Source organism: Terribacillus sp. 7520-G, from assembly GCF_002271665.1.
Taxonomy (GTDB): Bacteria; Bacillota; Bacilli; order Bacillales; family Amphibacillaceae; genus Terribacillus.
Genome location: NZ_NQFP01000001.1, coordinates 243,299 through 256,217, shown reverse-complemented (window position 1 = coordinate 256,217; position 12,919 = coordinate 243,299). Strand labels below are relative to the sequence as shown.

General features: G+C 49.8%; 12 protein-coding genes and 1 riboswitch. Of the genes, 9 read left to right on the top strand and 3 right to left on the bottom strand.

Going from position 1 to position 12,919, the window contains the following annotated elements:
* The first annotated feature begins 33 nt into the window (after window positions 1–33).
* The 3 genes from CHH53_RS01195 to CHH53_RS01185 all read left to right on the top strand — a co-directional run bounded on the left by CHH53_RS01195 (window position 34) and on the right by CHH53_RS01185 (window position 2,986).
* The gene (locus tag CHH53_RS01195) at window positions 34–1,041 is read left to right on the top strand and encodes an LLM class flavin-dependent oxidoreductase (RefSeq protein WP_095214290.1); all 1,008 of its coding nucleotides are present in this window, start codon (window positions 34–36) and stop codon (window positions 1,039–1,041) included.
* Between the two features lie 47 nt (window positions 1,042–1,088).
* Window positions 1,089–1,200: riboswitch (SAM riboswitch) on the top strand.
* 103 nt (window positions 1,201–1,303) lie between these two features.
* A complete protein-coding gene (locus tag CHH53_RS01190; RefSeq protein ID WP_095214289.1) occupies window positions 1,304–2,323 on the top strand; it encodes an LLM class flavin-dependent oxidoreductase in 1,020 nt (339 codons plus the stop codon).
* A 72-nt stretch (window positions 2,324–2,395) separates the two neighbouring features.
* Entirely contained in the window at window positions 2,396–2,986 is a 591-nt protein-coding gene (locus CHH53_RS01185) for an NUDIX hydrolase (RefSeq protein WP_158221446.1), read from the top strand.
* Window positions 2,987–3,024: 38 nt separating this feature from the next.
* On the opposite strand, the gene CHH53_RS01180 is transcribed toward CHH53_RS01185, so the two are convergent.
* Both CHH53_RS01180 and CHH53_RS01175 read right to left on the bottom strand, forming a co-directional pair.
* Entirely contained in the window at window positions 3,025–4,254 is a 1,230-nt protein-coding gene (locus CHH53_RS01180; RefSeq protein ID WP_198946010.1) for an aminopeptidase, read from the bottom strand.
* A 52-nt stretch (window positions 4,255–4,306) separates the two neighbouring features.
* Window positions 4,307–4,813, bottom strand: a complete 507-nt coding sequence (locus CHH53_RS01175) for a C40 family peptidase (RefSeq protein WP_095214286.1) — start codon at window positions 4,811–4,813, stop codon at window positions 4,307–4,309.
* 108 nt (window positions 4,814–4,921) lie between these two features.
* On the opposite strand from CHH53_RS01175, the gene CHH53_RS01170 reads away from it, so the two are divergent.
* Both CHH53_RS01170 and CHH53_RS01165 read left to right on the top strand, forming a co-directional pair.
* A complete protein-coding gene (locus tag CHH53_RS01170) occupies window positions 4,922–5,674 on the top strand; it encodes a 2OG-Fe dioxygenase family protein (RefSeq protein ID WP_095214285.1) in 753 nt (250 codons plus the stop codon).
* Window positions 5,675–5,693: 19 nt separating this feature from the next.
* Window positions 5,694–6,203 carry a GNAT family N-acetyltransferase gene (locus CHH53_RS01165; protein ID WP_095214284.1) on the top strand — a complete coding sequence of 170 codons (510 nt, stop codon included), beginning with the start codon at window positions 5,694–5,696 and terminating at the stop codon, window positions 6,201–6,203.
* Window positions 6,204–6,209: 6 nt separating this feature from the next.
* Here CHH53_RS01165 and CHH53_RS01160 read toward each other — a convergent pair whose 3' ends face one another.
* Window positions 6,210–6,758 (bottom strand): histidine phosphatase family protein, encoded by a 549-nt coding sequence (locus tag CHH53_RS01160; RefSeq protein WP_095214283.1) that lies wholly within the window; start codon window positions 6,756–6,758, stop codon window positions 6,210–6,212.
* Between the two features lie 121 nt (window positions 6,759–6,879).
* Here CHH53_RS01160 and CHH53_RS01155 point away from each other — a divergent pair, with 121 nt between their 5' ends.
* From CHH53_RS01155 to CHH53_RS01140, 4 genes are all read left to right on the top strand, one after another.
* Entirely contained in the window at window positions 6,880–7,845 is a 966-nt protein-coding gene (locus CHH53_RS01155) for a ring-cleaving dioxygenase (protein WP_095214325.1), read from the top strand.
* Between the two features lie 187 nt (window positions 7,846–8,032).
* Window positions 8,033–9,826 carry an adenine deaminase gene (gene ade, locus CHH53_RS01150; RefSeq protein WP_233134739.1) on the top strand — a complete coding sequence of 598 codons (1,794 nt, stop codon included), beginning with the start codon at window positions 8,033–8,035 and terminating at the stop codon, window positions 9,824–9,826.
* Between the two features lie 141 nt (window positions 9,827–9,967).
* Window positions 9,968–11,293 (top strand): Na+/H+ antiporter family protein, encoded by a 1,326-nt coding sequence (locus CHH53_RS01145; RefSeq protein ID WP_095214281.1) that lies wholly within the window; start codon window positions 9,968–9,970, stop codon window positions 11,291–11,293.
* Window positions 11,294–11,349: 56 nt separating this feature from the next.
* Window positions 11,350–12,756, top strand: a complete 1,407-nt coding sequence (locus CHH53_RS01140; RefSeq protein ID WP_095214280.1) for an amidase — start codon at window positions 11,350–11,352, stop codon at window positions 12,754–12,756.
* Window positions 12,757–12,919 lie beyond the last annotated feature (163 nt).

Below are 12,919 nucleotides of genomic sequence, written 5' to 3'. Positions count from 1 at the left end.
CACAGGATATGATACAAAGAAGGAGTGAAGAAAATGAAGCTTAGTATATTGGATCAATCCCGGATCAAAGAAGATGGCAGTGCGGCAGAAGCACTGGAGGAAACGGTGCGGCTGGCTGAGCTGGCGGATCAGCTTGGCTATACACGATTCTGGGTTTCCGAGCATCACAGCGGCAGCCTGGCGCATAGCAGTCCAGAGCTTATGATGGGTCATCTGGCTGCACGGACGAGCCGCATCCGTATCGGTTCAGGCGGTGTCATGCTGCCTCATTATAGTGCGTATAAAGTGGCAGAAAATGCAAGATTGCTTGAAGCGCTCCATCCAGGAAGAATCGATCTTGGCATCGGAAGGGCGCCTGGTGGTATGCCGGCTGCGAAAAGAGCATTGCAGGAGCATAAATCTGTGCCGGAGGATTGGTATGATCAGCAGATACGGGACCTGCTTCATTACCTGGATATAAGAAAAGAAGACAAGCATCGGTTCGGCGACTTGCGGGCGATGCCTGAAATCGGCACCGCCCCATCTGTATGGCTGCTCGGCGGCAGTGCCGGAAGTGCAGGGCTTGCTGCGTATCATGGAATCGGATTCGCCTATGCGCAATTCATCCGTGGGGAAAAGGATGCAGCGGTGCTGGATGTATATCGAAAATCCTTCCGGAAGAATGAACAGGAGCCGCAAATGATGGTCAGTCTCTTCCTTTTCTGTGCAGAAACGACGGAAGCTGCAGAAGCCTTGGCCAAAAGTCATGAGGTTGCCTCGCTTTTGCAGGAGCAGGGAAGACCAGTGAAAGGGATGCTCCGCCCGGATACAGCGTCAGCCTATAAGCTGTCTCCTTATGAAAAGGAGCGCCTGGAAGACAACCGCCCGACCATGGTGATCGGGACACCTGATGAAGTACTTCAGCAATTGGATGAGCTGGAGAACTATTACGGAGCGGAGGTCGAGTTCATGCTGACCAGCCCCGTTTATGAAGAGAAAGCAAGACAAAATGGGTTCCGCCTGTTGATGGAGGCCCATCGGCGCCGCAGTTATTCTGTTTGAATCGGACACCGCTATTCTGGTATAGTAAGAGTGATAATTCATAAGAAATCTTATAACGAGTGGCGGAGGGAAAGGCCCGATGAAGCCCGGCAACCCACTGCAGGAGGGCAGTCCTGCAGGAAGGTGCTACGACCTGCAGCAAAAGCTGCGTGATAAGATGACGACGGCTGCAAACAATGGCTTCTTCTCATCGAAGAAGCTTTTTTAGTAGATTTGATGTGTCGTTCGGTAGGATTTCCTATGTGCAAAAGGAGTAATAACAATGAAATATGCATACTGGCAGCCAGTTTCAAACAGCTGGCTGCGTCATGTGGAGGATGGGGGGCCGCTGCGTTTGACGTGTGTCCAAGAAATAGCGCATATGGCGGAAACCTTGGGGTTCGATGCCGTATTCCTTCCAGATACTTACCTATACCAAGGGAAAAATGCCGATCAGAAGCTGGACTTTTGGGAAACGGCTGGAGCGATAGCAGAAGCAACCGATAAATTGCATATCATGGCAGCGGTCCGGCCCAGTATCGATCAGCCGGCAGAAGCTGCCAAGCAGGCGGTGAAGATCGACGGAATCAGCAATAGCCGCTTTTCCCTGGCAGTCGTTTCATTTCTGCGTGAAGAGGAAAGAAAGCGTCAAGCTGGCGATATAGAAGGAACGGAGGAATTCTATCTCCAGACAGAAGAATTCTTCGAAGTACTGCGGGGAGTCTGGACTGCCGGCAGCTACACATACGATGGACTGTACTATCAAGTGGAGCATGTCGATCATTTGCCTGCCGGAAAGAAAAAAGAGATTTCCCCTTTATATGCAGGCGGGGAAAGCGACTACTTACGCCAGACAATTGCCGAGACATGTGATGCGTATGTCATGAAGGGCGGCACAGTGCAGGAAGTGGCCAGTATGATTGCCGATATGCAGATTCGCCGGGAAGCATCTGGCAAGTCCGCGTTCACGGAGTTTGGCATGACAGCTTATGTCATATGCCGTGACTCAGAGGAAGAAGCCATCCAGGAATGGGAAAGGATTACCAGTTCCGACTATGAAGCATATGTAACGGAGGAGGAGCTGGCGCAGAAAAGCAGGATAAGTGACGATGCTGTTTCTGCCAGAGGACTGCGGCCAAACTTTGTCGGGACACCGATGCAGATTGCACAGCGGATACTGGCTTATGAGCACGCAGGTGTCAGCCTATTGCTGCTTCAGTTTTCCCCGCAAAAACGAGAGATGGAGCGTTTCGCCAAAGAAGTCATCCCATTGGTGGAGGAAATGCGGGAAGATTCCATTTAATTGGGAATGAGCGGTGGACAATCTTATTTTTATCGCGTACATTAGAAAAAAAGAGTGAGTATGGGGGAAACTATGGAGCTATTGACGATTTTCGATGGGCAGCACCGGGAAATAGGAGTGAAAGAAAGACAGGCAGTCCATCGCGATGGGGACTGGCATGAGACTTTCCACTGCTGGTTCGTGGAGCATGATGGTACAGAACCATACATTTATCTACAGCAGCGTTCTGCTAATAAAAGCGAATTTCCCGGGAAATACGACATTACTGCAGCTGGTCATCTGGGAAGCGGCGAAACGCCCGTAATAGGCGGCTTACGTGAGATACAGGAAGAATTGGGTGTCACGCTTCAGGAAAGTGATCTATTTTATAAAGGTATCATCCAAGAGGAATTATTCGCCAAGGATCTGATCGATCGGGAGTTCTGTCATCAATTTTTCTATTACTTGGAAGAATTGCCGGAGATCTTGCTGAATGAAGAAGTGATACAGATTGTCAGGATGAAGGTGAATGACTTGGAAAGACTCGTGGAAGGCAAAGCGAAAAGCGTGGAAGCGGAAATCGTTGCGGGAGCTCCCTGTCAGCGAATCGAGATTACACATGAAGAACTTTGCCCTCATCAGCTTGATTATTATCGGGAAGTCATCATGATCTGCCATACATAAAAAAGGAACAGCAATGCCGCTGTTCCTTTTTTATTTCATCAGAAAGCCCAATTCCCTTTTTCGAAGATGGGTTCGATTGTGCCATCCGGCGTTTCGCCTGTGATGGATAATTCCCCGGATCCGACCATGAAATCAACATGTGCCAGACTGTAGTTGAATCCGATCGACTCCAATTCCTCTTTCGATTTGCTGCGGGCATCCTTCACGCACATGCCGATTGCTTGTCCAAGTGCCAAATGGCAGGAAGCATTCTCATCGAATAATGTGTTGTTGAAGACGATGCCGGATTGGGAAATCGGTGATTGATGCGGCACGAGCGCAACCTCCCCAAGGAAGCGTGCGCCTTCATCGGTATCCAGCAGATTCTTGAGCGTGTCATAGCCTTTTTCTGCTGAGAAATCGACGACTTTGCCATTTTCGAAAGTTAGTGAAAAGTTCTCAAGCAAAGTGCCGGCATAATTCAAAGGTTTCGTACTGCTGACTGTCCCATTTACTCCATTTTTTACTGGGATAGTAAAAACTTCTTCTGTTGGAAGGTTTGGTATATATGTAGAGCCATCTTCTTTCATGAATTCTGCACAAGTCCAGAAGGATTCCGGATGCAGTTCAATCGTCAAATCGGTTCCAGGACCGGTATAATGCAGCTTGCGATAGTCGCGTGCATTCAAATGATCAGCGTTTTTCTTCATTGCCGCGACATGCTGTTCCCATAGCTCGACCGTATTTTCCTGATCGGAGCGGGTAGTGAAGAAGATTGCATCCCATAGCTTATCGACTGCTGCTTGTCCTTTCCGATCAGGGAAGACCGATTCAGCCCATTCGACAGTCGGAACGGAAGCGATGAGCCAGTTGACGCGTCCATTCGTCTTGTGAGCTTGATAGCCTTGTCTGGCTGCGCCCATTGCTTTCGTATAGCGGGCGACCCTTTCCGGATCGATACCATCAAAAAGAGATGGATTCGGCGTCTTCAGCTCCAGGAAGGCAGTATCGGCTGCTGCCAATTCTTCATAGACACGGCCGCGGAAAGGTGTGAAGTAATCCAAGTCCTCTTTCCGGGCATGCTTCACTTTTGCTTTCGTGATGTTATCATCCTGATAATCGACGATGACATCCCGCAAGCCAGCTTCATAGGCTTTCTCGGCAACGATCTTTGTAAATGGCGCAGCTGCCAAATCTGCAACTATCATCAGATCCTGCCCTTGCTTTACATTCAAGCCGATGTGCAGTAAAAGCTCGGCGTACTTTGCTAATTTTTGTTCGAATTGCATGAGAATCCCCCTTTAATCAACCTATCTTCATCATTTTACCAGAAAATTATGACTAGAGGCGGAACTCCAGGGAGAATTTTGCAATCGGATCAAAATGGGACGAGTGTTTGATATGACGCGGGAAGATCCAGCGCCGGGAAAGCTGTTTTGCCGCACTGGTCAAATCGGTGCCGGAACCGCTCCAAAAGGCCTGCCAGACGAACTTTGTGCAATAATTCCAATCTGTATCCTCCAGGGTGCGGCTGAATCTGTATCCTTTCATCAAGCTGATGGATTTCTCCGCCCATGCAGCTGCTCCTGTTGGATCCTTTTTTGGCCGGAGCAGGGTGATCGTTCCGCCATAGCGGTGGCGAGACAGGTAAGCGGCCAGAGATTCGGTGATCCCGCCGGATGGATGTGCATGAAAAATGCGACCATCAGGACCGGCAATGCCGGCATGGCTGAAGAAAAAGGTGGAGGGGCCAATCGAGCTGTAGAGTACATCTCCGGTCTGAAGCATCGTCTGTATGCTGTCAGCGGTTTGGTATAGCTTTTCCATTTCTGCTTTGGATTTCCTCATCGGGGTCACTCCTTGTTCAAATGTCACAAAATCTCAATCGAAAGCATGTTCCTTTAACCCTGCATGTATTATGATAGAGAAAGATTCTAGATTTGTGGAGGTTTAAGCATGCATGCATTAAAGAAACAAGGATACAGCATATATGATTTACAAAAGGATCTCGCGTATGACGGGATGGAGAAGGATTTAGCCGAGATACAGGCTGTTTTTGATACATTGCCTGCCGACAGCTATGCACCGGAACTGAACCGTTACCGCCGTTACTCCCGGGCAATCATCTTCGATAAAGACAATCGATTGGAATGGCTGCCGGGGATCGAACGGGAGAATGGAAGCATGGCGCAGTATTTCCAGGGCCGCTTCAATCCGGAATATGTCGATTCATATCGGGAATTCCCATCACTTCCCGACCATATCCTGGAAAATGAACTGTTGCAGAAAATCATCATGCATGATTATCACGAAACATTCTGGCGTAAAGAGGATCTGATCCTGCCGGTTCATGCTGGTGTTCATTTTGTCAAACTTGAGGTGACGGAGGATGGACAAGAGGGTGTATCCTCCCCGAACTTGATCCATCAGGACGGTGAGCCATTCACATTCGCCCATCTTATCAAACGCGACAATGTGGTTGGGGGCCTTAATATCATTGCGACTCCTGAATGTGCTGGCAAGCTGCCGGAAGATGCAGATTCCAGTCAATTCCACGAGAGCTTCGAGATTCATCGGCCGCTGGAGTCCTACGGGGTACATGACGAGGCAGTCAGTCACTACGTGAGCCCGATCAGAAAAGGGGACGCAAACCGCCCGGGTGTCCGTGCTGTCCTCTTGATCGATTTCCAGCCGACTGTACTGGCCTGAGCCCAGAAAGGGGATAGGGATGACAGCAACCATACGTGAAGCGAAGATGGCTGATTGTGGAAGGATCGGGGAAATCAGTACAAAAAGCTGGCGATTTGCTTATCAAAATATCTTGCCGGCTGACTATTTGGCTGCCATTCGTCCGGAAGATAGAGCAGCGCGCTTTGAAAAAGTACTTGCATCCGGCTCCCTTATGCTGGTTGCGGAAGTGGACGGAAGGATTGTCGGATTCCTCAGCGGGGGAAGATCCCGGGAAGATTTGCATCCGGATTATGCCGGTGAAGTATATGCCATATATCTTGATCCCGATCAAACGCAGCGCGGAATCGGCAAGATGCTTATACAATCTTTGGAGAAGCGGCTTGCTGCTGAAGGGATTCAGGGGATATTTGCTTGGATGCTTGCCGGTAATGATGCCCGGTACTTCTATGAAGCCCTTGGCGGAAAGAAGATCGCCGAGGGAAAGCTTGAGATAGAAGGTATCTCTTATCCCGAAATTGCATATGGATGGAAAATAGCGGACAGATGATGTCCGCTATTTTTTTAGGCGCAGGGACTCTGCCTGTATGTATCGCCGGCCATCAAAGGTGAGTTTCCAGATGGCTGGCATCGGCAGCTGCTTCCAGAAGGCATAATCAAATCTATCATCGTAATGGCCCAAGGCAAGCACCATCAGATTTCCATGCGTCCCGATGGCAATCCGTTTACCGGGATGAGCAGCAAGTATATCCTCCAATGCATCCACAACCCTCCGCCTTGCCGTCATATTCGATTCACCGCCAGGAAATTGGTACTCCTCATCAGACCATAAACGGTCCATGGCTCCCTGGAAGTCTTTTACCGGAGCGGGCGCAATCTGTCTTTCACGGAGCCGCTCATCCAGAGCAGCAGCGGATGGATCAGTTACGATTGTTTCCCATGCCCTCCGGTAAGGGCTGGAGATATATGTATCCACCTGTTCTGCTGCCAATAGTTTCCGGACTATCTTTGCGTCTGCATAACCTTGCTCGGATAATGTCCGGTTCCGTTCATCCGGCGTATAGATCGTGTGTGCGTGGCGTACAAGATACATCATTGTCAGCATAGCAATCCTCCCTTATGTATCATTCTATCAAATATAAAGGAAGGTATTTGCAATTTCATATGATCTAAGTTACATTTTGTAAGTAACTGATAAATCGTTCGTTTAGGAGGCGGAGCAGATGATGGAGCTTCACGGTATTCACCATGTGTCAGCCATAACAGCAAATGCGGCAAATAACTATGATTTTTATACAAGAGTGATGGGGATGCGCTTGGTCAAAAAGACTGTCAATCAAGACGACCCGTCCATGTATCATCTATTCTATGCTGACAAGCTTGGCAGTCCAGGAACGGATCTGACTTTTTTTGAGATTCACCGGGCGGGCAGGACATACATAGGCAACAATAGTATCTCCCTGACTTCCCTGCGTGTGGCATCGGATGAAGCAATCCGATATTGGGCCGGCAGATTGCAGGAATATGATATCCAGACCGAAGAGGCGGATCTGCAGGGCCGCAAAGTTCTCTTCTTTGAGGATCCGGAAAAGCAAAGGCTTATGCTTGTGTCCGATGAACGGAATGAAGGCGAAGCACCGGGCGTTCCCTGGGATGGAGCGGATGTACCGGCTGCGTTTGCCATTATCGGTCTTGGACCGGTGAAGCTGACTGTTCCCGAGCTTGAGCCGACAGAGCGTGTCTTACTGGAATTGATGGGATTCCGTAAAAAAGCAGAAGAGCAGCTTGCCGACGGGACCAACCTGCATATTTACGAAGTGGGGGCAGGCGGCACTGGAGCCGAGGTAATGGTAGAGGTCGTCCCTGGATTGCAGCGGGAGCGTCCTGGACGCGGAAGCGTGCATCATGTAGCTTTCCGGGTGAAAGACAGGGAAGAGCTGGAGCGCGCAAAGAAAATACTCTATGCTGCGCATCTGCCGAATTCGGGACTGATAGATAGATATTACTTTCAATCGCTTTATTTCAAGGAACCAAATGGTATTTTGTTCGAGCTTGCGACAGATGGTCCTGGCTTTGCTGCCGATGAAGATCCGGATGCATTGGGAGAGACTTTGGCACTGCCGCCGTTTCTCGAACAACAGCGGGATACGATTGAAGCGAGATTGACCCCGCTTGATACAAAAAGGAAATGACTTCTGCGAAACCGCCTCCTGCTGGCGGTTTTTTTGCAGGCGGGGTTGACGCATAAAGCGGATATATGATTTTATAGATAGAAATATATATACATATTGCTAAGGCTCTCCCGGGCAGCGTTCATGGCACGGGAATTTTTTGCACGTTTATGGGCATAACGTATAAGGATAATAGGAGTTGAAGACAGTGGGAAAAAGAACGAAATTATTTGAAGCGGCAAAGCGTTTGGGTGAGGTTGCATTGGGAAAGCGTCCCGCTGATTTAATTATCCGAGATGGTGTGCTGGTCAACGTATTTACAGGAGAACTGCTGGAGCATACAGATGTCGTCATTTCAGGCGATCGGATAGCATTGGTCGGAAAAGCTTTGCCGGAGCATGAAGGACCGGAGACCAAAGTCATTACCGCAAATGGTCGCTATCTTGTACCAGGTCTGATCGATGGCCATATGCATGTGGAGAGCACGATGCTTTCGGTAACGGAATTTTCCAAGGCGGCTCTTGCCAAAGGGACAACGACTGTTTTCATGGATCCGCATGAGATTGCGAATGTATTCGGTATCAAAGGTGTACGCTATATGCATGAGGAAGGGCAGCAGCTGCCGCTGAAAGTATATACGACATTCCCATCCTGTGTGCCGGCAACCGATGATTTGGAGGATGCCGGAGCCAGTCTGAGTGTAGCCGATATACAGGAAGGGCTGAGCTGGGAAAATGTCCAAGGACTGGGTGAAGTGATGAATTTCCCTGGTGTGGTTCATGGGGATGGCAAGATGCTTGGCGAGATTGGCGAAACAATCAAAGCGGATAAGGTCGTAACGGGGCATTTCCCGTCAGAGGATCCTTACGCGCTGCAAGCATATATCGCCGCAGGTGTTACATCCGACCATGAAACGATTGCCAAGGAAGATGCATTGGCGAAACTGCGTGCCGGCCTTCATGTACAGATTCGAGAGGGGTCGGCATGGCGCGATGTGAAGGAAGTAATCAAAGTCATCACGGAATATAAAGTGGATACACGCAATATCTCCTTGGTGACAGATGATGTTTATCCAGAGACATTGATCACGAAGGGACATATGAATCATGTTGTCCGTCGGGCGATCGAGGAAGGGCTTGATCCAGTAACGGCGATTCAGCTGGCAACGATCAATTCTGCCCGGTATTTCCATATGGAAAATGATATCGGCAGTATCAGTGCCGGTAAATTTGCGGACTTGCTGCTGATCGAGGATTTGCAGCAGATGGAGGCTTCCATCGTCATTGCGGACGGCAGTATACAGTTCGAAAATGGTGAACTGCAGCAAGCATTCCCGACGTATACGTATCCGGAAGCTGTACGCAGCTCAGTGCACCTGGCCGGCGAAATGAAAGCCGATGATTTTCTTTATCGGACGGATCGTCCGGACGGGGAAGTCAGGGTGAATGTAGTAGGTGCGATCGAGGGAAGTGCACGGACAGAGAAGAAAACGGCTGTCCTGCAAGTCAAGGATGGAGTGATCCAGATCGATAAGGATCAGGATATCATCCATTTGTCTTGTATCGAACGGCATAAAGGAACCGGACAAATATCCAATGTCTTTGTCAGCGGCTTCCAGTTCCAGCGCGGAGCAGTTGCTTCGACTGTGGCGCATGACAGTCATAATTTGCTCGTGATGGGCGTCGACAGGGAAGATATGGCTATTGCTGCTAATCGGCTGGCGGAAATCGGCGGAGGTCTCGTGGCTGTTTTGAACGGTGAGATTTTGGCTGAATTGCCGATGCCGATTGCCGGATTGATGTCCGATCAGCCTTTGGAAACAGTTGCCGGACAAGTCGGGGAGCTGGTTAAAGCATGGGAGAAGCTGGGATGCAGCATAACGGATCCAATCATGACATTTTCATTGATAGCTCTGCCGGTGATCCCGGAAATCCGTGTGACGAACCGCGGCCTTGCCGATGTCACGACATTCAAGCTCATTGATGTGATCATAGCCGAATAGGGAGAGGGGGAACCAGCAGGAATGCTGGTTTTTCTTATGTATGGAATTTTACGATAACTTCGATTTTCATTGACAAAAAGCTGGATCATCTGTTATTGTACTTTAATACTTTACCATAATAAAGTGATGGAGGAATTTGAAGTGAACGCAGTCGTTATAGCAGTTCTTGCAGTTTTGATTCTCAGCTTGCTGCGGATCAATGTCGTTTTTTCATTGATATTGGGCTCCCTCATCGGCGGTTTGGTCGGAGGGCTTGGAATAGATGGAACGCTCAGCGCGTTCACGGATGGAGTGGGAGGAGGAGCGAATGTTGCGCTTAGCTATGCGATGCTCGGCGGATTCGCTGTTGCGATTGCCAGCACAGGTCTGCCAGAAGCGATGGTGAGAGGGATCATTTCCCTCAGCGGGAAGAAGGACACAGCCTATGCTAAAAAGCGTACACGCGCACTCATCCTCATCTTGATTTTGATCATGGCTTGCTTTTCTCAGAATGTGATTCCAGTGCATATTGCTTTTATACCTTTATTGATTCCTCCGCTTTTGAAAATCATGTCTGAATTACAGATTGATCGACGTCTGACAGCGACGATCCTGACATTCGGTTTGGTTACACCGTATATGCTGCTGCCGGCAGGATACGGACAAATATTTCATGATATCATAGCAACGAATATGACGTCGAGCGGTTTGGAAGTCAATCCAGATCAAGTGACAAATGCGATGATGATACCGTCGCTTGGCATGGTCGTGGGTCTGATCATTGCTTTATTTTCTTATCGGAAGCCAAGAATATACAAGGACATTGATTTACCTGTCCCGGATGAAGTAAAAGAAGAAAATGGTACGTTGAAGCCTGCCGCCTTGATCTTTTCGATTGCTGCGATCGTTGCAGCATTGGCTGTACAGATCTGGACCGATTCGATGGTGTTCGGTGCGCTGGCTGGTATCATCGTGCTTTATATTACGAGAACAGTCAAATGGAAAGAAGCAGATACCATTCTTACCAACGGGATGCGTCTGATGGCCTTCATCGGATTCGTCATGATTGCAGCTTCCGGCTTCTCCAGTGTCATCAATGCCACCGGAGAGGTGGAGTCCCTTGTCCAGGATGCGGCGGCTGCCATTAATGGCAGTCAGGCACTGGGAGCTTTGCTGATGCTTATTGTCGGCTTGCTCGTGACGATGGGGATTGGGTCTTCATTCTCCACGGTACCAGTAATCGCGACGATTTTTGTTCCCTTGGCCATCGAACTGGGCTTCAGCCCAATGGCCATCGTCGCGCTTGTCGGTACAGCAGGCGCCCTTGGCGATGCGGGATCGCCTGCCTCCGACTCCACACTCGGACCGACATCCGGCTTGAATGCGGACGGCCAGCATGACCATATGTGGGATACAGTCGTTCCGACATTCCTCCATTACACTTTGCCTGTCATCGTCTTTGGCTGGATTGCCGCGATGATCCTCTGATGGTTGAACGAAGGACACGCTAGCGTTATGATACGTACAGAGGATGAAAAGGGGCGATGACAGTGAAAGGCAAAACAGTACGCGAACTAGTGACGGATATCAAGAATAAGGAAATCTCACCTGTTGAGGTGGCCTCCTATTATCTGGAGCAAACGGAGAAGTCCAATGGTGATATCAATGCTTTCGTCACGATGAATGAAAACTTGATTGCTGACGCCAAGGAAGCGGAAGCAGCAGTGATGCGCGGTGAAAAAACAGGATTGCTGCATGGTATACCGATCGGCATCAAGGACTTGACACCGGTGAAAGGGATGCGGACGACTTTCGGTTCGCCTGCTTTCAAGGACAATATTGCAGATCGGGATGCGACCATCGTCACGCGGCTCCGCCAAGCGGGTGCTCTGATCATGGGCAAGACGAATACGCCTGAATTCGGTCATAAAGGTACTACTGACAATCTTGTTTTCGGGGCGACCGTAAACCCTTGGGACCATACGAAAACCGCAGGCGGATCAAGCGGCGGTGCAGCTGCTGCAGTGGCTGCCGGCATGGTGCCGCTGGCAGAAGGAAGCGATGGCGGAGGCTCCATCCGCATTCCGGCCAGCCTATGCGGCGTTTTCGGCTTCAAGCCGACATATGGGCGGATCCCGATGGATAATAATCTGGGGAATGTCTTCGGATCCAGCTCCCCGTTCGTCAACCATGGACCGTTGTCGAACAATCCGGATGACAGTGCGCTATTCCTGGAAGCTGTACAGGGACCTTCCACGACCGATCCATTCAGCCTCCCGCTTTTGGACAGCCAAATCGGCTCTTCCTATCTGGAGGAACAGGCGCAGGGTCTTCGGATTGCTTATACACCGGATTTCGGAATGTATGCCGTCGATCCGGAAGTACGCCAGGTTGTGGAGGCGACATTTGATAATTGGCGCGCACTCGGCATGTCTGTGGAAACAGTGGAACTGGATTTCGATATGGATCGGCGCGAGTTCAATGGATTCTTCACAAGCATGTGGTATGCTTCATCGGCGGCTGGCAGCGCCAAGCTGCTTGAAAGCAATCCGGAATGGGTGTCCGATTCCTATCGCGATATGATCGAAAAGGGCAAAATCTTGATGGCCTCTGATTATCGTGCTTATGAACGGAATCGTACGACGGTCTGGAACAGGCTGCAGACGGTGCTGCAGGATTATGATTTGGTATTGTCACCGACATTGGCAGTTCCAGCCTTCGACCATCACTTATTGGGACCTTCAGTCATAGACGGGCAGCAAGTGAAGGAAGATGCAGACTGGATGATGACACATGCTTATAATGTGACAGGTCTTCCGGCAGCATCACTTCCGGCCGGCCTTTCACAAGGAAGGCTGCCGATCGGCATGCAGCTTGCCGCCAATCGCTTCGAGGACGCCCGTGTCCTTCGTGCAGCCAAAGCTTATATGGATGCCTATCCGTTACGTTGAAAAGCAGCTTCGGCTGCTTTTTTTCTTTTGTCCAGGAAATCCCGGTTATTTTACATAAAATTAACCAGAATCATGCCTATCCTCCTATTTCGGGAAGGGGAGGTTCCCGCTAGTATGGTAGATGACGGAGTTCGCCGCTATTTGCCGAACTTACTATTATTTT